The sequence below is a fragment of the Hymenobacter ruricola genome, assembly GCF_015694525.1.
GTDB classification, from domain to species: domain Bacteria; phylum Bacteroidota; class Bacteroidia; order Cytophagales; family Hymenobacteraceae; genus Hymenobacter; species Hymenobacter ruricola.
In genome coordinates this window covers 660,765-681,281 of sequence record NZ_JADQDM010000002.1, presented here as the reverse complement: position 1 = coordinate 681,281, position 20,517 = coordinate 660,765, and the positions used below count along the sequence as shown (strand labels likewise).

The following is a 20,517-nucleotide window of genomic DNA, read 5'->3' as shown; positions in this document are numbered from 1 at the left end:
CAGCACAACCCCACATGAGCCTGCCGGATTTTCAGTTTGCTTCGGGATTAGCGCTGGCTTACCCGGTGATAAAATTCGGGCTGCTAGTTCTGATGGCGTTCAGCAGCGAATTATGGCGCAAAAGCGGCTGGCTGCTGGTGGCGCTGCTGGTGGGCGGGGCCGGGCTCACGGCCATTGGCACGCTGTTCAAAATTGAGCATTGGGCGTTTGGTTCGGAGCTGCTGCTGGCCGGCGCGGCCCTCATGGCGAGTGCCTACGCCTGGTGGTACCGGGCCAAGCGTCCGCGCCGCCTGCTTGACCACCTCAAGCTGGCCTGGGTGCTGGCGGCTTGCGCCTCGGTGGTGGCCATGGCCACGTCTCATGCCCTCGTAAGGCCCGTGGCCGGCATTGCCGAAGCTCTTTTCTGGGGCATGGCGCTGCTTTATGGTTACCAGCGCTGGATTCGGCGGCCAGAGCCAGCTTCGCCCCAGGCCTAGCCTCACAAGTCGCCGAGTTGCGGCCGAATTAGCAGTTCTTCCACCACGGCGTGGGGCGAGAGCGAGTAGGTGCCAAACACGGCCTCGGCCACGTCTTCGGCCTGCACAAACCGCTCGGCGGGCAGCTCCACGCCGGCCCAGCTGGCCGTGAGAGTAGGCCCGGGCAATACGGCCGTCACGCGCACGCCGCTGGGCTTCAGCTCTTCGCGCAGGTTTTTGGTGAAGCCCAGCAGTGCGTGCTTGGCAATGCCGTAGGAGCCACCATTGGGGTAAGCCGTGATGCTGGCCGTGGAGCAAATGGTGAAAATGTGGCCCCGGCCCCGGGCCAGGAAGCCCGGCAGCAGGGGCAGGGTCACGTCATAGGCGCTGAGCAGGTTCACGGCCAGCATCTGGCGCAGCTGCGAGCCGTCGTCGGGCTCGTCCTGCAGGCGGCCGGGCACGAAGGCACCGGCGTTGTTCACGAGTACCTCCACCGGCTGGCCCAAACCCAGCACGAAGGCGGCAAACGCGGCGCAGTCGGCGGCCTGGCTGAGGTCGGCGGGCCGCGTGTGCAATATTCCGGCGGGAACTTCGTCTGCCAGTGCGGTTGTGAGGGCAGCCAAATCCTCCGCCGAGCGGGCGCAGGTGGCCACTGGGTAGCCGGCCCGCAGGAAGCGCGACACTACGGCGCGGCCGATACCTTTGCTGCCGCCGGTCACGACAATTAATTTTTCGTTCGTTTCCACTGTTTAAACTTGATTTTACGTAAAGTCCCGAGTCGCGCGGAACTACCCTGGCAGTAATTCCCCAGCCCAAACTTCGGTTTTTAATTCTCAACAATTCCTCATGCTAACAACTTTCGGCTCGTTCGTCCTCTTTTTGCGCGGCATGGTCACGCGCACCGAGCGGTTCCGCGTCCTCTGGAACCGCACCATCGACGAAGCCATCCTCATCGGGGTCGATTCCGTGGTCATCGTGTCCATCGTGTCGGCCTTCATCGGGGCCGTTACCTGCGTCCAGATTGCCTACAACCTCACCAACCCGCTCATTCCGCAGTCCACCATCGGCTACATGGTGCGCGAAATGACCATTCTGGAGCTCGCGCCTACCATCACCAGCATCGTGCTGGCTGGCAAAGTGGGCAGCAGCATCGCTGGCGGTCTGGGCACCATGCGCATCACTGAGCAGATTTCGGCCCTCGAAGTCATGGGCATCAATTCGACCTCCTATCTGGTGCTGCCGCGCATTCTGGCGGCCATCCTCATGTTTCCGCTCCTAGTCATCATGGCCATGCTGCTTTCCATCTTGGGCGGCTACTTGGCCGGCACCCTCACCGGCGTCATGACGGCACAGGACTACGTCGAAGGCATTCGCACCGACTTCATTCCCTACAACATCCTGTTTGCCCTCATCAAAGCCGTCGTGTTTGCTTTCTTGGTCTCGGGCATCTCGTCGTTCAAAGGCTATTTCACCACCGGCGGCGCTCTTGAAGTAGGCGCAGCCAGCACCGGCGCCGTCACCAACTCCATCATCGCCATCCTGATTGCGGATTTCGCCCTGGCGGCACTTTTGCTTTAAGCTTTAAGCTTTAAGCTAACAGCTGTCAGTTGTTAGCATTTCAAAACGTTGATTCAAAAAAGCTACCAGCTATCAGCTACTAGCTATCAGCTTACGAAAATGATTGAAGTATCCAACATCGAAAAGTCGTTCAACGGCACGCCGGTGCTCAAAGGCATTTCGTGCGTGTTCGAATCCGGCAAGTGCAACCTGCTGCTCGGCGGCTCGGGCACCGGCAAAAGTGTGCTGCTGCAGTGCATCGTCGGGTTGATGAAGCCCGACATCGGCTCCATTACCTTCGACGGCACGGTGTACACCAACAGCAAGATTGACATCCGGCAGGAAATTCGCCGCAAAATCGGGATGCTGTTTCAGGGCTCGGCCCTGTTCGACTCCATGACCGTGGCCCAGAACGTGGAGTTTCCGCTTCAGATGCTGACGCCGGAAATGAGCCCCGAGGAGCGCCGCGAGCGGGTCGAGTTCTGCCTCAAGCGCGTGGGCCTCGAAAACGCCGGCAACAAGATGCCCGCCGAAATTTCGGGCGGCATGAAAAAGCGCGTCGGCATTGCCCGCGCCATTGCCCCGCAGTGTACCTATCTGTTTTGCGACGAGCCCAACTCCGGCCTCGACCCCGCCACCAGCATCAAGATTGATGAGCTGATTCACGAAATCACGCACGAATACAACATCACCACCGTCATCGTGACCCACGACATGAACTCGGTGATTGAAATCGGCGAGCACATCATCTTCCTGCACCAGGGCAAAAAGCTTTGGGACGGCACCAAAGACGAAATCCTCAACGCCACCGTGCCCGAGCTCAAGGAGTTCATTTTCAGCAGCAGCCTCGTCCGCGCCGCCAAGCGCATCGACGAAGAGACCGAAGGTGGCATTTCCGCCTTCGCCGAGGAAAGTGAAGCCGGCGGCGGCATTTGACTGAAAGAGTAAAAAATAAAAACGTCATGCTGAACGCAGTGAAGCATCTCTACCGCAATAGCAATTACTACTGCGGTAGAGATGCTTCACTGCGTTCAGCATGACGTTTTTACATCCCAAAGTGCCCTTTCCTCACACATTGGGCAGCAACAGCTGCAAATGCCCCAAATGGTGCCGCCCGTGCCAGGCGTACAGCGCCAGCGTCTGGTCCAGCGTCGAAGTGCGCTGGTTGCCCGGGTGGTAGAACGTGTGCTGCCACTGCTCGTCCGTAAGGTGGTGCAGTAGCGTCACAAACCGCGAATGCAGCGCTTCCAGCAGCGTCAGCGACACGGTTATGGGTGTGGCGGCCACATCAGGCAACTCGGCCCACGCGCTTTCCTCGTAGGGCTTGATGGTCGGGTTGTCCTCCGTCAGGGCCAGCCGGAAGCGCACGTAGGCATTCATGTGGGAGTCGGCCACATGGTGAATGACTTGGCGGCCGTTCCAGCCGCCGGGGCGGTAGGGGCGCTCCAGGCCCACGCCGCCCACGGCCCTGGCCGCGGCCGTGAGCTGGGCAGGCAAGTCCGCAATCTGTTGAATGAGCGCCGTGCGCTCAGCTGCGGTGAGAGGCCCGGTCGGCAGCTGGGGCCGGCCGATGGGGTATTTCAGGGTTTCCTCAGGTTGATTCATGGCTGCAAAGAAAGCAAAAACGCTGCCCCGGATGGAGGCAGCGCTTTGCATTGGAGCTAAGGGAAAGAAGGCTCCGCAGGTAATCCGTTCAATCCGTTGAAATCTGTTAAATCTGCGGTCAACCGTTGCGCTTGTTGAGCTCGTCGCGAATCTTGGCGGCTTTCTCGTAATCTTCTTTTTCGAGGGCTTGGGCCAGCATCTTGGTGAGCTCGTCCAACGAAACCTGGCCGCTGGGCTCGCGCGGCTCGGGCTGCGCCCGGCTGGGCCGGGGAGCGTCCGAGTCGTCGTCCTCGTCGTCTTCATCCTCGTCGTCTTCGGCCTCGCTTTCGGCTTCGTCCAGGTCCGAGAGAATGATGCCGGCTTCGCTGAGCACGCTTTCTACGGTGTAAATCGGCACGCCGAAGCGCAGGCCGATGGCAATGGCGTCGGAGGGGCGGGCGTCGATGTCGAAGGTGGTGGCGCCGTCGGAGCACACGATGCGCGAATAGAACACGCCTTCCTTCAAATCAGAAATCACCACTTCCAGAATCACCACGTGTACGTGCTCGGCAAAAGACTTGAATAAGTCGTGCGTCAGCGGGCGGTTGGGGCTGATTTTCTCGATTTGAATGGCAATGCTCTGCGCTTCAAACATGCCGATGATGATGGGCAAGCGGCGATTGCCGCCCTTTTCGCCCAAAATCAGCGCAAAGGAGCCAGACTGCGACTGGCTGGACGACAGGCCCAGGATTTCAAGCTGGATTTTTTTCAAGGGAATGGTACTGAGTGGCTTGGGTGGCTTGGAAAGGAAGGGCAGGCAGCCCGGCCGCGGCCGGTAGGAGGGATGTACGTGCAAATAAAGAAAAGTCCGGCCATCTGCCGCCCAAATCCTGCCTCGTAATACGGGAATGCCAAAAAAAGATTGAGGGCCCAAGCCCCGGTTTTCGCACGAAAACCAGCCGCTCAAGCCCCCAAATTCATTAAAAACAACTTAATTCAGCGCCTTCACGGCCGCGGTCAGCTTGGGCAACACGTCGAACACGTCGCCCACGATGCCATAATCGGCGGCTTTGAAGAACGGGGCCTCGGGGTCTTTGTTGATGACCACAATGACCTTGCTGCTGTTCACGCCGGCCAGGTGCTGAATGGCACCCGAAATGCCGCAGGCAATGTACAGGTTCGGCGACACCGTGATGCCGGTTTGGCCCACGTGCTCGTGGTGGGGGCGCCAGTCCACGTCCGACACCGGCTTGGAGCAGGCCGTGGCCGCGCCCAGGGCTTTGGCCAGGTCCTCAATCAGATTCCAGTTCTCGGGGCCCTTCATGCCGCGGCCACCCGATACCACGCGCTCAGCCTCGGGCAGCAGCACACCGCCGGCCTGGTCCTGCATGATGACCTGCTTGGGCGCATCCGCAAAATCGGCGTCCGAAAGCTGGGCCGAGAAGCTCACCACTTCGGCGGTTTTGCCGGCGTCGTGCTGGGCTTCGGTCGAGTTCTTCTTCACGGCAATGATTTTGCGGTCGCCACTCAGCACCACGTCCGAAAACGCCTTGCCCGAGAAAGCGCCGCGCTTCACGGTGAACTGGCCGCCGTCCGTTTTGGGCAGCTCCACCACGTTGGTAGCCAGGCTGGCCTTCAGGCGCACCGACAGGCGTGAGCCCACGGCCGCGCCAATGTTGCTGTTGGCCAGTACGATGACTTTGGCCTGTTCCTGCTCGGCCGCTGTGGCGATGAGCTTGGTGTAAGCATTGTTCACGAAATCCTTGAGGCGGGGTTCGGCGTCATACAGCACTTTCGTGATGCCTTGCTCGCCCAGCTTGGCCAGGTTGGCCTCGTTGGCTTCGCCCACGGCAATGACCGTGGCGGTGGTGCCCAGCTGCGCCGCCACCTGGGCGCCGTACGAGGCCACTTCCAGCGATGACTTCTTTACTTCGCCATCGGCGCATTCAACTACAACTAATACAGACATTTTTTTAGAGCTTAGAGATTAGAACGTAGAGCTTAGATTTTTTGAGCTTAGAACTTACCCTTGGAGACTTTCTCTCCGGTCTAAGTTCTGAGTTCTCAAATCTTAGTTCTAAACTAGATTACTTTGGCTTCGTTGCGGAGCAGCTTGATGAGCTCGCCGGCGTTTTCGGCGTCGATGAGCTTCACGCCTTGCTTTTTGGGCGGCAGGGCATACTCGGCTACCTGCGTGCGGGCGGGCTCGCCCACGGGCGGCACCACTTTCAGGGGCTTGGTGCGGGCCGTCATGATGCCGCGCATGTTCGGGATGCGGGGCTCGCACATGGGCTGCTGGCAGGAGGCCACGAAGGGCGTGTTCACGGTCACAATCTCCTTGCCGCCTTCGATTTCGCGCTCCAGTGTGGCGGTGCTGCCGCTCAGGTCGAGCTTCATGGCCGGAGCCACCGTGGGAATGCCCAGCATTTCGCCCACCATGCCGTGCACCTGAAAGCCATTGTAATCAATGCTTTCCTTGCCCATTAGAATCACGTCGTAGGCACCTTCCTTGGCAATGGCGGCAATCTGCTCGGCCACGAAGTAGGCATCCGTTGGCGCGGCGTTGACGCGGATGGCGTCGTCGGCGCCGATGGCCAGGGCCTTGCGGATGTTGGGCTCGGTGTCGGCCTCGCCCACGTTCAGCACCGTTACGGTGCCGTTGCCGGCGGCTTCCTTTAGCTCGATGGCGCGGGTGAGGGCGTATTCGTCCCAAGGATTAATCACGAACTGCACCCCGGCCTTGTTGAACTCCTTATTATCAGGAGTAAAGGTGATTTTGGTGGTCGTGTCGGGCACGTTGGAAATGCAAACCAGAAACTTCATCTAAACGGGGCTTGAGTGAGCGAAAAAGCGAGAAAAAAGGCTGCATGCATAACAACCTATTGGCTCTTACCGTTTCCGGTAGCCAAACTATTAACAGGCAAAGTGCGGTAGAAAAGCCGCAATTTTGCCCCAAAGGTAAACAAAACTCGCGCCCTGATGAACACTCCGCCCACCCGTTTGCAGCAGTTGCTGGCATTCTACGAAGACGACCCGACCGACGCCTTCACCGTCTACGCCCTCGCCACCGAATACCGGGCCCAGGAGCCGGAGCGCGCGTGGGAGTTTTATCAAAAGCTGCTGACCGAACACCCTGATTACGTGGGCACGTACTACCACGCTGGCAAGCTGCTGGAGCAATTTGGTAAGAAGGACGAGGCCGAAAAAGTTTACCGCACCGGCTTGGCGGTGGCTAAAAAAGCCGGCCAGCAGCACGCCGCCAGCGAATTGCTGCAGGCCCTGAACCACTGCCTGGGGCTGGATTACGAAGACGATTAAAAGGGAATACAACTGGTTACAAAAGCCACCTTGCACCAAAGGAATACTTGGATTACGTTTGTAAACATCTATTTATTAATCTATTCAAGCTCTTGTCAGCCATTGGGTCTTTTTTATCGTTAAGAGAAAAGAGGAACGATTGCATTTGGGAATGACTGAAAATCGTTCGACGGAAATTACACGCGGTTAACCGTGTGAAAAACGGGTTTTATCGGCAAACTCATCCGTAAAGACTTTGCCGGGGCCACCTTTGCTTATCTCCGAATCCGAAAGCTTTCCGACTCCTTTTCTACCGATATGAATACGTTACCTGATACCCTAAAAACTACTTTTTCGCCGGAGCTGGTGGGGCACTTGGCCGCGCGCCTGGGCGAAAGCGAGCAGCGAACCCAAAAGGCATTGGATGCGGCTATACCCGTGCTTTTGGGCGGCCTTGTTGCCAAAGCAGCCACAGGCTCTGCGCAAGAGCTGTTGGGGCTGAGCCAGCAGGCGTTGCGCCTCGCGCCGGCGGGAGCCAGCACAGTCACAGGCGTACTCGGCATTCTGGGGAGCGGGGCAGCCGTGGGCGGGGCCATGTGGCAGGCCGAGGCCCTGCTCGTGGAGCTGCTTGGGGCCACTAAAACGGTGGCCCAAGAGGCGGTTGGTGAGTTTTCCGGCGTGAAAGCGGCGACGGCGGCGGCGCTGCTGCCGCTTGTGGGGGCGGTGTTGCCTGCCATGCTGGCCGCGCACGCGGCCGCCCACCACCTGTGCGCGCAGGAGCTTGCCGCAGCACTTGCGAGCTGGCATGGGCAGGTACAAAAAACATTGCCCACGGGCCAATTGGCGCTGCTGACCAAGCTGGTGCCGGAGCAAAAACCGAGAAAGGCGCAGCGCAACAGCGTGCCCGAACCAGCGCGGCGTAGCGGCGCGGCAATGGAATGGCCCCTTCGCGTTAGCCAGGGGCTGGCGGCTCTGGCTGGGATGGCGGGCGGCTTTGCCGGCATTCTTCGGCTAGCCGGCGGTCACGTTTCCCTGTCTAAGTGGGCCATTGGGATGTTGCCCGCCGTGGACCTGAGTTTTCCGCTGGCCACGCTTGAGGTGGCCAAGCTTTGGAATTTCGCTTGGTAAAAAGGCTGGTTCACCGAGCGGCCGATGCTGTTCGTGGCCTATTAGAATGTTTCATTTTATCCTCATGCTGGCCCGGTCACCTTTGTCAGGTAATCAACGCCGAGTATGTTTCGAGTAACCCTTTTGGCCCTGCTGGGCGCCTGGACACTGGCCGGCCCCGCCGCGGCCCAAGCCCCCGCGGCAGTTCCGGCCGCCGACACGGTACGCCTCACCTTGCCCGAGGCCGAGCAACACTTTTTTCAGAACAACCTGGCCGTGCTGGCCCAGCAATACAACGTGACGGTGGCCCAGGCCCAGGCCCTGCAGGCCCGCCTCATCGACAACCCGACGGTGACGCTGGAGCAGAACGCCATCAACAAGAACATCAACCGCGAGCATTTCGAGGGGCGCACCCCGGGCGAGGTGGTGCTGCAGGTGCAGCAGCTGTTTTCCATTGCCGGGCGGCGCAAGGCGGCGGGCAAGGTGGCCCAGCAAAACGCCGTGGTGGAGCAGTACAACCTGCAGGACCTGCTGCGTACGCTGCGCTACCAGTTGCGCACCACGTACTTCGACTTGTTCTTCAAGCAGCAAACGCTGAAGGTGTACAACACCGAAATCAGCTCGCTGAGCCGGACGGTGGGCCTGTACCAGACCCAGTTTGAAAAGGGCAACGTGGCGCTGAAAGAGGTGATTCGCTTGCGGGCCTTCCTGTTTTCGCTGCAAAGCGAAAGCCAGGCGCTGCAAACCGACATCGCCGCCGAGCAAACCGACCTGCACGTACTGCTGCGCGACGCCACCGGCGCCCAGTACGTGCCCGTGGTGGACCTGGCCCGCACCCGGGCCCTGAGCCTGACCGGCTACTCCGAGCAGCAGTTGGCCGACACGGCCCAGGCGCTGCGCACGGACCTGAACGCCCGGCGCGCCGCCCTGGAGCAGCAAAACCTCAACCTGCGCCTGCAGCAAAAGCTGGCCACACCCGACCTGGCCGTGGGCTACACCTACGACAAAGCGGGCTCTTATATCAATGACTATCACGCTTTCACGCTGGGCGTGGCCGTGCCCATCTTCAACCGCAACCAGGGGAATATTCAGGCGGCCAAGGCGCAGATAGCCGGCAGCAAACTACAAGTCGACCAGCAGCAACTCATTGTGCAGAGCGAGGTGCAGCAGGCCTACCAGCTGGCGGCCCGCAACGACGAACTGTTTCAGAATACCAACCGCGACACGGAGCCCTTCGCCCGCCTGATGACCGGCATCGAGCAGAGCTACGCCAAGCGCATTCTCTCGGTGGTGGAGTATCTGGATTTCTTTGAGTCTTATAAGAACAACCTTGTGCAACTGAACACGCTGCGGGCCAACCGCGTGCGGGCGTTCGAGCAATTGAATTTTGCCGTGGGCAAGCCCGTGTTCCGGGCCGAATAGAAAGGGCTGAGCCATTGGCTGCTAGTTGTTCGCCAGCAACTCTTGCCTCCGTCAATTTACTATAACTCATCAAAGGCTAACGGCTAGTCGCTAATAGCTAACAGCTTAAAATAATGAAACGTACCTATTTTGCCCTGCTGGCGGCTGTTGCACTAGCCAGCTGTTCAAAACCCGAAGCGCAAGAAGAAGCGAAAGCGCCTTTTCGGCTATCGGACACCATGATGCACCAGATTGTGCTGGACACCGTGCGCGAACGCCCGGTGCAGGACGAGCTGGTGCTGACCGGCGAAATCCAGTCGGACGGCGACAACACCGTGAAAGTGTACCCGTTGGTGGGCGGCGTGGTGGAAAAGCTGAACGTGCAGCTCGGCGACAAGGTGACCAAGGGACAAGTGCTGGCCGTCATCAAGTCGAGCGAAATTGCCGACGTGCAGAACCAGACCACGGCCGCCACTTCCGACCTCGACATTGCCAGGAAGAACCTGGCCGTGGCCGAGGACATGTACAAGGCCGGCCTGAACTCGGAGCGCGACGTGGTGCTGGCCCGTGCGGAGGTGACCAAAGCCCGCGGCACCGTGGGCAAAAACGTGAAGCAGCTCAGCGTGTACGGCATCGGCAAAGACGGTGTGTACGAGCTGCGGGCGCCCATTTCGGGTTTCATCACCGAGAAAAACGCCACCGAGCACGAGCAGTTCAACAACGACAACGTCAGCAACTTGTTCACGGTGAGCAACCTGGATGACGTCTGGATTATGGCCAACGTCTTCGAGTCGGACATTTCGAAGGTGAAGGTGGGCTATGCGGCCGACGTGACCACGCTGAGCTACCCCGACAAGCATTTCCGCGGCCGGATTGACAAGGTGTTCAACGTATTGGACCCCGACAGCAAGGTGATGAAGGTGCGCGTGCGCCTCCAGAACCCCGGCTACCTGCTCAAGCCCGAGATGTACGCCCAGGTGCGCGTCGAGAACACCGAAGCCGCCAAGGCGCTGGCCGTGCCCGCCAAGTCGGTGGTGTTCGACAAGGACCGCAATTTCGTGATGGTGTACAAGGACCGTACGCACGTGGAAACCCGGCCCGTGACCATCAACAAAACCGTGGGCGACTACAGCTACGTGAGCGCCGGCGTGAAGCCCGGCGACGTGGTGATTGCCAAGGAGCAATTGCTGGTGTACGATGAACTGAACGACTAGATAGGGCAACGTAACCAGCCCGTCATGCCGAGCGCAGCGAAGCATCTCGCTTGCGCAAGTAATTATTTACGATTGGTTTACTGCTCCGAGCAAGATGCTTCGCTGCGCTCTGCATGACACCATATTAATTCTTGTCTATCCATGAATAAATTCATTTCGGGCATCGTTGCCTTTTCGCTGAAAAACCGGTTTTTCGTGTTTTTCATGACGGCGCTGCTGGTGGCGGGCGGCACCTACAGCTACGTGCACACGCCCATCGAGGCGTTTCCGGACGTCACCAACACCCAGATGATTATTGTGAGCCTCTGGCCCGGCCGCTCGGCCGAGGAAGTGGAGCGGTTTGTGAGCACGCCCATTGAGGTGGCCATGAACTCGGTGCAGATGAAAAGCAACATGCGCAGCATCAGCATGTTCGGCTTGTCAGTGCTCAAGATTAACTTCGAGGACAACGTGGAGGATTTCTTCGCGCGGCAGCAGGTCAACAACCTGTTGCAGGGCGTGAACCTGCCGCCGGGCTGCGAGTCGAACGTGCAGCCGCCGTACGGGCCCACGGGCGAAATCTTCCGCTACACGGTGCAGAGCCGCACGCCGCGCACCACCAACGAGCTGCTGGCCATTCAGGACTGGACGGTGGAGCGGCAGCTTAAATCGGTGCCCGGCGTGGCCGACATTGCGGCCTTCGGCGGTACGCGTAAGGTGTACGAAATCAGCGTGAACCCGGCCATGCTGGCCAAGTACGACATGACGCCGCTGGAAGTGTACGACGCCGTGCAGAAGAGCAACCTGAACGTGGGCGGCGACGTGATTGAAAAGAACTCGCAGAGCTACGTGGTGCGCGGCATCGGCCTGCTCACCAAGCCCGAGGACATCGGCAACATCATCGTCAAGGACATCAACAACGTGCCCATTCTGGTGCGCAACGTGGCCAAAGTGACCGAAAGCCACGCCCCGCGCGTGGGCCAGGCCGGCCTCGACGACCAGAGCGACGTGGTGGAAGGCATCGTGATTATGCGCAAGGGCGAAAACCCGGCCGAGGTGCTGGGCCGCGTGAAAGCCAAAATCGCGGAACTGAACGAGAAAGTGCTGCCCAGCGGCGTGTACCTCAAAACGTTCTACGACCGCGACGTGCTGATGGACCACTGCACGCACACCGTCATTCACAACCTGATTGAGGGCATTGTGCTGGTGACGCTCATCGTGCTCATTTTCATGGCCGACTGGCGCACCACGCTCACGGTGGGCATTGTGGTGCCGCTGGCGCTGCTGTTTGCCTTCGTGTGCCTGCGCCTCAAAGGCATGAGTGCCAACCTGCTGAGCATGGGCGCCATCGATTTCGGCATCATCATCGACGGGGCCGTGGTGATGGTGGAAGGCATCTTCGTGGTGCTCGACCACAAGGCCCAGCAGGTGGGCATGGAGAAGTTCAACAAGCTGGCCAAGCTGGGCATGATTAAGAAAACCGGCGGCGAGTTGGGCAAGGCCATTTTCTTTTCCAAGCTCATCATTCTGACCTGTTTGTTGCCCATTTTCTCCTTCGAGAAAGTGGAGGGTAAGATGTTCAGCCCGCTGGCTTACACGCTGGGCTTTGCCCTGGTGGGCGCCTTGATTCTGACCCTCACGCTGGTGCCGGTGCTGTCGGCGCTGCTGCTGAACAAGAACGTGAAGGAGAAGCACAACCCCATTGTGACCTTCTTCGACAACATTGTGACGAGTGCGTTTGGCTTCACTTACCGGCACAAGCTGCTGAGCTTCGGGGTGACCATGGCCATTGTGGTGGCGGGCTTGTACTCGTTCAAATTCCTGGGCTCGGAGTTTTTGCCGGAGCTGAACGAGGGCGCGCTGTGGGTGGAAACCAAGCTGCCGATGTCGTCCTCGCTCACGGAAACCAACAAGATGGCGGCCAACTACCGCCGCATCCTGCGCTCGTTTCCGGAGGTGACGTCGGTGCTTTCGCAGACCGGCCGCTCCAACGACGGCACCGACCCCTCGGGCATCTACTACGTGCAGGCCCAGGTAAACCTCAAGCCCAAAGAGGAGTGGAAGCGCAACATCACGAAGGAGCAGCTGATTGACGAGATGGACAAAAAGCTGAAGGAGTACCCCGGCATCATTTTCAACTACTCGCAGCCCATCATCGACAACGTGGAAGAGGCCGTGGCGGGCATCAACGCGGCGCTGGCGGTGAAGATTTTCGGCAACGACCTCAAGGAGCTCGACGGCAAGGCCAACGAGGTGATGAAGGTGCTCGGCGGCGTGCGCGGCGTGAAAGACCTGGGCATCTTGCGCAACCTGGGCCAGCCCGAGATGAGCGTGAAGCTCGACCAGACCCGCATGGCCGCCTACGGCGTGCAAACCGCCGATGCCCAAACCGTGGTGGAGATGGCCGTGGGCGGCAAGGCCGCGACCCAGATTTACGAGGGCGAGCGCAAGTTTGACGTGACCGTGCGCTACCCGCAGCAGGACCGCGACACCGAAGCCAAAATTGGCGAGCTGCGCGTGCCCACCATCCGCGGCAGCAAGGTGGCCCTGAAGGAAATTGCCGACATCGGCACCAGCAACGGCCCGGCCTTCGTGTACCACGACAACGGCCAGCGTTTCATCGCCGTGAAGTTCAGCATTCGCGACCGCGATATGGGCTCCACCATCGCCGAGGCGCAGAAGAAAATGGACCAGCAAATCAAGCTCGGCAAGGGCTACCGCATCGAGTGGGCCGGCGAGTTTGAGAACCAGGTGCGGGCCACCAAGCGCCTCACGCAGGTGGTACCGGTGTCGCTGGTCATCATTTTCATCCTGCTGTTCATCACCTTCGGCAACGGCAAAGATGCCGCGCTGGTGCTGGCCAACGTGCCCTTCGCGCTCATCGGCGGCATCGCGGCGCTGCACATCACCGGCGTCAACTTCAGCATCTCGGCCGGCATCGGCTTCATCGCCTTGCTCGGGATATGTATTCAAAACGGCATCGTGCTGATTACGGTGTTCAAAGAGAACCTGCGCAAGAAAATGACGCTGGCCCAAAGCCTGAAAGACGGTGTGGCCTCGCGCGTGCGCCCCGTGGTGATGACGGCCCTCATGGCCATGATTGGCCTGTTTCCGGCGGCCCTCAGCACCGGTATCGGCTCCGAAACGCAGAAGCCCCTGGCCATCGTGGTAATTGGCGGTCTGGTGACGGCTACCGTGCTCACGCTGCTGATTTTCCCGCTCATCTTCGCCTTCTTCTACCGCGAAATGCACCAGGACGGCCCCGCGCCAGAAGTGCTGGAAGAACGGCCGGTGCTGGTGGGCGCCTGAGCAGCGCAATAACTTCTGGTTTAACCAAAAAGCCGGTCCCGTTTGCGGGGCCGGCTTTTTTATTGCTGCCTGTGGGCGGGGCGTTTGGGCTGAACGTCTACGCTGCCGGGAAAAACCGATGCCGCAGGCTGGCCCACAAGGCTACTGCTTCCGGTGCTGCATTGGTTAGCAAAATGCCTAGGCCGTACACCAGCGTTAGAACGCCACCGCGCATCAAAAGAGTAAGCCAGATGTTGGGAAGCTCCGGCGGGGCCCAGGCGGCCACGCCGGCCACGGCGGCCACCAGCAAGATGCGCGGAAAGCGGCTGTCGAAGGGTTGCAGCCGATAGTTGTGCCACACAAACCAAGTGCGCAGGGTGTTGATGCCGACCAGGGCCGCGCAATACGCCAGCGCCGCGCCTTCCAGCCCGTAGCGCGGAATCAGCACCCAGTTCAGCCCGACGATGAGCAGGGCCAGCGACACGTTGAACCCCAGGTCGTAGCGGTAGCGCGGCGAGGTAACCACGATGGTGCCATTGACACCCGTGATGCCGTCGAACAACCGGCCGGCCAGCAGCAGCAGCACCGCGCCGGCCCCGGCGGCGTACTCGGGCTTGTGAATGAGGCCGAAAATGAAATTGAGATTCAAGCCGATGCCCAGGGCCAGGTAGCAGCCCAGCAGGGTATTGATGCGCGTGACGCGCTGGTAGAATAGGCCCATTTGGGCCATGTCGCTTTCCTTCCAATATTCGGCGATGAGGGAAAAGGCCGTCTTATTCAGGGCCCGAAAGGGCAGGGTGAGGGCCGTGCTCACGTTGGTGGCCAGCAGGTAGATGCCGCCCGCCGCCAGGCTGAGCTTGGCGCTTACCATCACGTTGTCGACCTGCAGCAGCACCGTGCCCGAGATGTTGCTCAGCAGCGCGAAGCCGCCGAAGGCCAGCATCTCGCCCAAGGGCTTGATGCGAAGGGCCGCCCGGGTAGGCCGCAGGTGCAGCTCGCCAATAGCCGCCAGATAGACTGCCAGCAGCAGCGCCACCACCGCGTAGGCGCCCGCGTAGGCCACCACAAAGCCCGCAAACGTGAGGTAGTGCGCGCCGTAGGCCAGGGCCGCCGCCACAATGAGCAGGCGCAGCAGGATTTCCTGGCAAAAAGAAGCAAACGATGTGTGAAACAACGACTTCAGGTAGGCATCCTGCAAGGCCCCGAGCATGATGACGCCCGCCAGCCCAATGGCCACGCCGTAGTGAGGCGCGATGAGGGCGGCGTCGCTGGATTTGTACCAGTGCAGCACCAGCGGCTGGCCCACGGCCATCAGAACGGCCACCAGCAAGTAGCCCAGCAGCGGCAGCCCCAGCAGCAGGGGCAGAAACCCCGCGTGGTTGCGCCCCTGGTTGCGGAAGTAGGGGAAGTAGCGCAGCCCCGCGCTGGCAAACCCAAACATGCCAAACTGCGCCCCCACCGTGGCCAGGAACACCAACACCCCCACCAGGCCCAACTGACTGGTGGTCAGCAGCCGCGGCAGCACGAAAATGGTATTGGCAAAGCCGATGGCCAAGCCAACGTAGGAAATCAGGGTGTTGCGGATGCCCTGGCGCAGAACGATGCCCAAAAGTGCGAAGTTGAAAAAGTGAAGGCGCCGCCGCTAAGCGGGAAACTGCTGCCAAATTTCGCGCCCCGTAAGGAAAGCGGCGCCTTGCTGCTGCAAATATTCCATCAGCTCGGCGAATTGGTGGGGGCCGTTGGTTTCGTTGGCGGGGTCGAAGTTTTCGTTGTGCCACAACACCGTGGCCACGCCGCCAAAGCGCGCCACCTCGGCCAGCATGGGCGCGAGGGCGGGCAGCATTTCCTCGGGACGCAGCTGCAGGTAGTTGGGGTGGTGCAGCGTGGCATCCATCACGTTGAGCGGGATTTCCAGAAAGTCGTGCTCGCTGCCGGTGGCGAAGTTGAACGGGTAAAACGGCAGGCAGTAGGAGTTCCGAAAGCCAAAATGCTCGGCAAACCCCAGCGTGGAATCGTAGATGAACGACTGCGCCGCGTCGACCACGGCCGGCGTGAGGCGCGGCTCCCAGCGCAGGTAATGAAAGCGCAGGCCAGCCGTGGCGTATTGCAGGGCCTCGGCCTCGCGGGCCAGACGGGCCGCGTCGGTGGCCGTGCCGATGCTGCCGTGCAGACTGATTTCGGCGCCCAGCGCCTCTTGCAGCGCCGCAAGGCGGGGCAGCACCGACTGGGCGTTGTAGTCGGCATTGGGCGTGCCGTCGGCTCCCGGCCGGGTTTCGGGCAACAAGAAAAAGGTTGATTTGGCCCCATATTCCGCCGTGCCAGCGGCCACGGCTTCCAGGTTATTCCAGGCATCGGGCCGGGTGAGGTGCTGCCACACCAGCTGCCCGAAGCGCCGCCACTGGCGCTGTTGCAGGGCCGCCTTGGCCGGCGCTTTCCAGGCGCTGTGCAGGTTGTCGATGTCGTGGGTGATGAAGGCGGCGAAAGGAGCATTGGCGCCCCACGTCCGCGGCTGCAGGCGCTGGCCCGTGACGTGCTCCACCGCCGTTTTCAGCACGTCGAAGTAGTAATTGACCACGGGCAGCGTCACGAAATTGTACTGCTGCTGCACGCTGGCGGCGTAGGGGAAGCGGCCGTGCCGGTCCCGCTCGGCCGAGAAATATTCCTGCCAGCCGCTCAGCAAATAAAAGGCCCCCGCAATGATGTCGGCATTGAGTAAAACGGTTTCCGGGCCCAGCGTGAGGAGGTCTTTTTCGGGCGAGCTGTCGAAAAAGAACGGAATGCGTTGGCCCTGCCATTCGCGCCAGTTGGGCGCCGCCGGGTAGGGCCGGGCTTGGGCGAAAAAGTCGCCGGCCCCGTCGGCCACGGCCACGGCCCCCACCGCGGGTCCGTAGCCAATCGTCACCCGCGGCGCGGCGGGATAGGTTTGCCAAAAGTGCCGCAACACGTAAGCCAAGCGCAGCTCCGAAGTGATGGCCACGACTCTGGGCGCGGGCAAAGACGGGGAAGAAGAACGGGCCGACACGGCCGCGAAGATAAGCCCGGGGGCCGCCGCGCCCGGTTGGTCGTCGGCGCTTCTCACGCCAGCCATTCGGAAAGCAACTGCAAGGCCAGTTGCTGGCTATGGCCTTCGTGCTCAGTGCCCAGCGTCGCGTTGTAATAAGCTGCCCGCCGAAAGTGGGTGGCCGGTTTCTGAGTCTGGTAGCGTAGCAGCAGCTCCCGCAGCTCGGGCAGCGTCCGGGCTTGGTCTACCAGCCCGTGGGCCGCGTAGCCGTAGTAGTCGTGGATAAGTGGGTTGGCGCTGAATTGATAGTAAATGCTAACCAGGTTCAACAGCGTGGCTTCCAGGTGCGTCGAGGTATCGCCGGCAATTAGCGCGTCATGGTTTTGCAGGAAGGCAAACACGTTTTCCTGCCGGGCATCCGACCACTGCAAGGCGGGCAAGGCGCGGCGCAAGGGCCCGAAGTTGCGCGGGTCGCTCGGGTGCGGCCGCAACGTGAACGTGAGGTCTGGAAATTCCTGTATTAAAAAGCCTAATGATTCCTGTAGGGCCGGAACGGGGTCGTGCACGTTGCTGGCTACACCCACGCGCCGCACGGCCGGCGCGTTGTTTTTTGCGCTCAAAAAAACGTCGGCTTTGGGCATGCCCACCAGTTCCACGCGGCCACGAACGGGGCCGCACTGCCGGTATTTGTCCAGCGCGTCCTGGCCTTCGAGCAGGCTCAGGTCGAAACCCAGGGGCGGGAAGCTGGTGCTCACGCTGGCGTGTTGCACGTAGGCGGTGGGCACGCCCTCGGCGCGGCAGGCCAGCAGCAGCGAGCGGGAGTCGTCGTTGTGGTCGTTGGAAAACACCACCGCCTGCGGCCGGTAGTGGCGCAGGGCCCGGCGGTACACCTCGTAGTAGCCGATGGCGTAGAAAATAAAGTCGAAAAACCGCCAGGCCCGCCGGCCCTCCGACCGCAGCAAGCCCGCAAATACCACCGGAAATTGCCAGTAGTACAGCAGCTTGCGTCGCAGCGAAAGCCGGTTCACCGCGCCGTTGTAGCGCCCGATGTTTTTGGCCTGTCCGGCCAGCAACACGGCGTCGGGCCGGGCTTCTTTAATGAAGGAAAGCGCGTCGTAGTTGTTGGCACTCACCACGTAAAGCCACACCTTGCCGTGCAGGTTCTCCGGGTTCTTAATGGGCCGAAACACGTTGCCCACCAGCCGCAGGCCGGCGTAAGCCAGCACGCGGGCCAGGCGTTTGAGCGGGTTGGCGGGCGAAATGCTGGCCATGGCCGCGGCCGGCACGGCGGCGTACACGTCCGAGAAACGGAGCTGCAGGATGTCGCGCAGGCGCTTGATTAGGGTGGGAGGGTGGGAGGGTATGGGGGCAGGAGTTGTTTCTGTTGAGGCAGTTGACATGCGTGTGAAACCTGAAATCCTGGTTAAAGTGAGCCTTCTTACCCTCTTACCCTCTTACCCTCTTACCCTCTTACCCTAAATGGCGTCCCAGTTCAGCGGCGTGCCGGGCTTGAGGGCTTTCGCAGCTTTGCGGCCCAGCACGGTTTCCCAGTGGCGGGGCCAGAGGCCGTCGCCGGGGCGAATGATTTTCAGGTTGTCAGTAGTAAATTCCTCGCCGGCCGCAATGGGCTTGGCCACGTAAATGCTGCGCTTGTAGAGCCGGCTTTTCTCTTCGCTGCGCTGCACGCACAGTTGCACGCCGCCCAGGGCCTGGTGGGCGCGCTCGGTTTCCACCACCAGGGCTTGCAGCTCGGCCGGCTCCAGCGAAAACGCCGCGTCCACGCCGCCCTCGGCCCGGCTCAGGGTGAAGTGCTTTTCGATGACGCAGGCGCCCAGGGCCACGGCGGCCACGCTGGCGCCCACGCCCATGGTGTGGTCGCTCAGGCCGATGGGGCAGCCGAAGGTTTCGGCCAGCACCGGGATGGTGCGCAGGTTGGTGTTGGCCGGCGAGGCGGGGTAGGTGCTGGTGCACTTCAGCAGCACCAGCTCGCGGCAGCCGGCTTCGCGCAGCACCCGCACCGCGTCGTCGATTTCGGCCAGGGTGGCGGCACCGGTGCTCACAATCACGGGCTTGCCGGTGGCGGCCACCTTGCGTAGCAGCGGCCAGTGAGCGTTTTCAAACGAGGCAATCTTGTAGGCGGGCACGTCCAGCGTTTCCAGGAAATCCACCGCCGTTTCGTCGAACGGCGAGCTGAAAGCCAGCAGGCCGTGCTGCCGGGCGCGGGCAAATAGCTCGGCGTGCCATTCCCAGGGCGTGTGCGCCTCTTGGTAGAGCTTGTAGAGGTTCTGGCCTTCCCACAGCGACTGGCCCTGCTCGGCAATGGCAAAGCCGGTGTCCATCGAAATGGTGTCGGCGGTGTAGGTCTGCAGCTTGAGGGCGTCGACGCCGGCCGCGGCGGCGGCATCCACCAGGGCCAGGGCCCGCTCCAGGCTCTGGTTGTGGTTGCCCGACATCTCGGCAATGATGAACGGCTTGTGGGCAGGGCCCACCGAGCGGCCGCCAATGGTAATCTCAGTCATGAGGCAAAAAGCAAGAACGCAAAGGTAACGGCCGCCGCGCGGCCCATTCGGCGCTTACTGACCTGCGGAGGCGGGCAGCAGCACGCGGGCCTCGCCGGTGAGCACCAGGGTGCCGTGCTGGTTGTGGCAGTCGGTACGCAGCACGGCTTGCCGGCGGGCGGCTTCCACCGCCGTCACGGTCACGGTGGCCGTGATGACGTCTTCGCGAAACACCGGTTTCAGGAAGGTAAAGCTCTGGCTGATGTAAATGGTGCCCGGCCCGGGCAGCCGCGTGCCAATCACGGCGCTCACCAGCGCGCCGTAGAGCATGCCGTGGCTGATGCGCTGCCCAAACCGCGACTGCCGCGCGTACTCCTCGTCGAGGTGCAGCGGGTTGGTGTCGAGCGAGAGCGCCGCAAACTGCTGCACGTCGGCGTCGGTGATGGTTTTGCTGAGGGAGGCGGTATCGCCGGGGGCCAGGGGCATTGCGCAGGGTTGGAGAAAAGGGCAGGCCGGCCACCGCACCGGCCGGCCGGGGCCGCGTTTAGGTTCGCAAAAAACGGGCCCTGAGGCCCTCACGCAACTGCTGCCACTCCCGTTGCAGCATGGCCAGGCCCACCACGTCGTGAAACACCCCGTTTTTGTGGACGTGCTGGCGGAAGTACGACTCGCGCCGAAAGCCAAACTTCTCGTGCATGGCAATCACCTTGTCGTTGCTCACGAACACCTCGCAGAGCAGCTTGTTCAGCTTGCGCTCCTCGAACACGTAATCGAGCACGGCCATTTCCACCTTGGCCCCCAGCCCGCTGCCGCGCAGGTCGGTCTCGCCCAGGTAAAAGGCCCAGTAGCAGGATTTAAACGCGGCATTGATGTCGTAGAGGTTGGCCACGCCCACGGGCCGGCCCTGGTTCTGAATAACCCAATATGCCTTGCTGGCGTCGGCGCTGATGCGGGCAAACCACGCCTGCTGCTGCTCTGCCGAGACGGGCGTGGACGTGTACATGTACTGAGCCACGGCGTCGGAATTGCGCCAGGCGCGCACCATTTCCAGGTCGTCGGCGGTGAGGGGGCGCAGGATGTCGTTATTCATGGGCAACGAAAAGAGAACGGGGTTTCACTGGAGAAATCAGCGGGGA

At 61.2% G+C, this 20,517-nt stretch carries 19 protein-coding genes; 8 read left to right on the top strand and 11 right to left on the bottom strand.

The features are described from left to right. The first annotated feature begins 14 nt into the window (after nucleotides 1-14). Nucleotides 15-476, top strand: coding sequence for a hypothetical protein (locus I2H31_RS07025; RefSeq protein ID WP_196292278.1), 462 nt, complete (start codon nucleotides 15-17; stop codon nucleotides 474-476). Nucleotides 477-478: 2 nt separating this feature from the next. Here the strand turns inward: I2H31_RS07025 and I2H31_RS07020 are convergent, their stop codons facing one another. Continuing rightward, complete coding sequence (locus I2H31_RS07020) at nucleotides 479-1,201, bottom strand: SDR family oxidoreductase (RefSeq protein ID WP_196292277.1); 723 nt, start codon at nucleotides 1,199-1,201, stop codon at nucleotides 479-481. Nucleotides 1,202-1,301: 100 nt separating this feature from the next. On the opposite strand from I2H31_RS07020, the gene I2H31_RS07015 reads away from it, so the two are divergent. Beyond that, nucleotides 1,302-2,033 carry an MlaE family ABC transporter permease gene (locus I2H31_RS07015; RefSeq protein ID WP_196292276.1) on the top strand — a complete coding sequence of 244 codons (732 nt, stop codon included), beginning with the start codon at nucleotides 1,302-1,304 and terminating at the stop codon, nucleotides 2,031-2,033. A gap of 99 nt (nucleotides 2,034-2,132) precedes the next feature. Then, nucleotides 2,133-2,948, top strand: a complete 816-nt coding sequence (locus I2H31_RS07010; protein ID WP_196292275.1) for an ABC transporter ATP-binding protein — start codon at nucleotides 2,133-2,135, stop codon at nucleotides 2,946-2,948. Between the two features lie 132 nt (nucleotides 2,949-3,080). On the opposite strand, the gene I2H31_RS07005 is transcribed toward I2H31_RS07010, so the two are convergent. The 4 genes from I2H31_RS07005 to I2H31_RS06990 form a co-directional block, all read right to left on the bottom strand. After that, complete coding sequence (locus I2H31_RS07005) at nucleotides 3,081-3,617, bottom strand: YfiT family bacillithiol transferase (RefSeq protein ID WP_196292274.1); 537 nt, start codon at nucleotides 3,615-3,617, stop codon at nucleotides 3,081-3,083. A gap of 118 nt (nucleotides 3,618-3,735) precedes the next feature. After that, complete coding sequence (locus I2H31_RS07000; protein WP_196292273.1) at nucleotides 3,736-4,368, bottom strand: bifunctional nuclease family protein; 633 nt, start codon at nucleotides 4,366-4,368, stop codon at nucleotides 3,736-3,738. A gap of 219 nt (nucleotides 4,369-4,587) precedes the next feature. Beyond that, the gene (locus tag I2H31_RS06995) at nucleotides 4,588-5,565 is read right to left on the bottom strand and encodes an electron transfer flavoprotein subunit alpha/FixB family protein (RefSeq protein ID WP_196292272.1); all 978 of its coding nucleotides are present in this window, start codon (nucleotides 5,563-5,565) and stop codon (nucleotides 4,588-4,590) included. Between the two features lie 113 nt (nucleotides 5,566-5,678). After that, entirely contained in the window at nucleotides 5,679-6,419 is a 741-nt protein-coding gene (locus I2H31_RS06990; RefSeq protein ID WP_196292271.1) for an electron transfer flavoprotein subunit beta/FixA family protein, read from the bottom strand. Nucleotides 6,420-6,575: 156 nt separating this feature from the next. Here I2H31_RS06990 and I2H31_RS06985 point away from each other — a divergent pair, with 156 nt between their 5' ends. The 5 genes from I2H31_RS06985 to I2H31_RS06965 all read left to right on the top strand — a co-directional run bounded on the left by I2H31_RS06985 (nucleotide 6,576) and on the right by I2H31_RS06965 (nucleotide 13,903). Then, on the top strand, nucleotides 6,576-6,914 hold the full coding sequence (locus tag I2H31_RS06985; RefSeq protein WP_196292270.1) for a tetratricopeptide repeat protein: 339 nt from the start codon (nucleotides 6,576-6,578) through the stop codon (nucleotides 6,912-6,914). Nucleotides 6,915-7,211: 297 nt separating this feature from the next. Next, on the top strand, nucleotides 7,212-8,021 hold the full coding sequence (locus tag I2H31_RS06980) for a DUF937 domain-containing protein (protein WP_196292269.1): 810 nt from the start codon (nucleotides 7,212-7,214) through the stop codon (nucleotides 8,019-8,021). A 105-nt stretch (nucleotides 8,022-8,126) separates the two neighbouring features. Further along, entirely contained in the window at nucleotides 8,127-9,422 is a 1,296-nt protein-coding gene (locus I2H31_RS06975; RefSeq protein WP_196292268.1) for a TolC family protein, read from the top strand. A gap of 113 nt (nucleotides 9,423-9,535) precedes the next feature. Beyond that, entirely contained in the window at nucleotides 9,536-10,615 is a 1,080-nt protein-coding gene (locus I2H31_RS06970) for an efflux RND transporter periplasmic adaptor subunit (RefSeq protein ID WP_196292267.1), read from the top strand. 141 nt (nucleotides 10,616-10,756) lie between these two features. After that, nucleotides 10,757-13,903: an efflux RND transporter permease subunit gene (locus I2H31_RS06965; RefSeq protein WP_196292266.1), complete on the top strand. Its 3,147-nt coding sequence runs from the start codon at nucleotides 10,757-10,759 to the stop codon at nucleotides 13,901-13,903. A gap of 97 nt (nucleotides 13,904-14,000) precedes the next feature. Here the strand turns inward: I2H31_RS06965 and I2H31_RS06960 are convergent, their stop codons facing one another. The 6 genes from I2H31_RS06960 to pseH all read right to left on the bottom strand — a co-directional run bounded on the left by I2H31_RS06960 (nucleotide 14,001) and on the right by pseH (nucleotide 20,471). Next, on the bottom strand, nucleotides 14,001-15,491 hold the full coding sequence (locus tag I2H31_RS06960; RefSeq protein ID WP_196292265.1) for an oligosaccharide flippase family protein: 1,491 nt from the start codon (nucleotides 15,489-15,491) through the stop codon (nucleotides 14,001-14,003). Nucleotides 15,492-15,524: 33 nt separating this feature from the next. Further along, nucleotides 15,525-16,970, bottom strand: a complete 1,446-nt coding sequence (locus I2H31_RS06955) for a DUF7033 domain-containing protein (RefSeq protein WP_196292264.1) — start codon at nucleotides 16,968-16,970, stop codon at nucleotides 15,525-15,527. Then, complete coding sequence (locus I2H31_RS06950) at nucleotides 16,958-18,283, bottom strand: glycosyltransferase family protein (RefSeq protein WP_230687518.1); 1,326 nt, start codon at nucleotides 18,281-18,283, stop codon at nucleotides 16,958-16,960. Before I2H31_RS06950 ends, I2H31_RS06955 begins: the two co-directional genes overlap by 13 nt. 75 nt (nucleotides 18,284-18,358) lie before the next feature. Then, nucleotides 18,359-19,402 (bottom strand): pseudaminic acid synthase, encoded by a 1,044-nt coding sequence (gene pseI / locus I2H31_RS06945; RefSeq protein WP_196292263.1) that lies wholly within the window; start codon nucleotides 19,400-19,402, stop codon nucleotides 18,359-18,361. A gap of 54 nt (nucleotides 19,403-19,456) precedes the next feature. After that, nucleotides 19,457-19,867 carry a MaoC family dehydratase gene (locus tag I2H31_RS06940; RefSeq protein ID WP_196292262.1) on the bottom strand — a complete coding sequence of 137 codons (411 nt, stop codon included), beginning with the start codon at nucleotides 19,865-19,867 and terminating at the stop codon, nucleotides 19,457-19,459. 58 nt (nucleotides 19,868-19,925) lie between these two features. Continuing rightward, nucleotides 19,926-20,471: a UDP-4-amino-4,6-dideoxy-N-acetyl-beta-L-altrosamine N-acetyltransferase gene (gene pseH / locus I2H31_RS06935; protein ID WP_196292261.1), complete on the bottom strand. Its 546-nt coding sequence runs from the start codon at nucleotides 20,469-20,471 to the stop codon at nucleotides 19,926-19,928. Nucleotides 20,472-20,517: the final 46 nt, after the last annotated feature.

Coding starts and splice junctions, on each gene's coding strand:
- I2H31_RS06940 (WP_196292262.1), bottom strand. CDS start 19,867: ATGCCCCTGGCCCCCGGCGATACCGCCTCCCTCAGCAAAACCATCACC.
- I2H31_RS06995 (WP_196292272.1), bottom strand. CDS start 5,565: ATGTCTGTATTAGTTGTAGTTGAATGCGCCGATGGCGAAGTAAAGAAG.
- I2H31_RS06975 (WP_196292268.1), top strand. CDS start 8,127: ATGTTTCGAGTAACCCTTTTGGCCCTGCTGGGCGCCTGGACACTGGCC.
- I2H31_RS06950 (WP_230687518.1), bottom strand. CDS start 18,283: ATGTCAACTGCCTCAACAGAAACAACTCCTGCCCCCATACCCTCCCAC.
- I2H31_RS07025 (WP_196292278.1), top strand. CDS start 15: ATGAGCCTGCCGGATTTTCAGTTTGCTTCGGGATTAGCGCTGGCTTAC.
- I2H31_RS06985 (WP_196292270.1), top strand. CDS start 6,576: ATGAACACTCCGCCCACCCGTTTGCAGCAGTTGCTGGCATTCTACGAA.
- I2H31_RS06980 (WP_196292269.1), top strand. CDS start 7,212: ATGAATACGTTACCTGATACCCTAAAAACTACTTTTTCGCCGGAGCTG.
- I2H31_RS07010 (WP_196292275.1), top strand. CDS start 2,133: ATGATTGAAGTATCCAACATCGAAAAGTCGTTCAACGGCACGCCGGTG.
- pseI (WP_196292263.1), bottom strand. CDS start 19,402: ATGACTGAGATTACCATTGGCGGCCGCTCGGTGGGCCCTGCCCACAAG.
- I2H31_RS06965 (WP_196292266.1), top strand. CDS start 10,757: ATGAATAAATTCATTTCGGGCATCGTTGCCTTTTCGCTGAAAAACCGG.
- I2H31_RS06990 (WP_196292271.1), bottom strand. CDS start 6,419: ATGAAGTTTCTGGTTTGCATTTCCAACGTGCCCGACACGACCACCAAA.
- I2H31_RS07005 (WP_196292274.1), bottom strand. CDS start 3,617: ATGAATCAACCTGAGGAAACCCTGAAATACCCCATCGGCCGGCCCCAG.
- I2H31_RS06955 (WP_196292264.1), bottom strand. CDS start 16,970: ATGGCTGGCGTGAGAAGCGCCGACGACCAACCGGGCGCGGCGGCCCCC.
- I2H31_RS07015 (WP_196292276.1), top strand. CDS start 1,302: ATGCTAACAACTTTCGGCTCGTTCGTCCTCTTTTTGCGCGGCATGGTC.
- I2H31_RS06970 (WP_196292267.1), top strand. CDS start 9,536: ATGAAACGTACCTATTTTGCCCTGCTGGCGGCTGTTGCACTAGCCAGC.
- pseH (WP_196292261.1), bottom strand. CDS start 20,471: ATGAATAACGACATCCTGCGCCCCCTCACCGCCGACGACCTGGAAATG.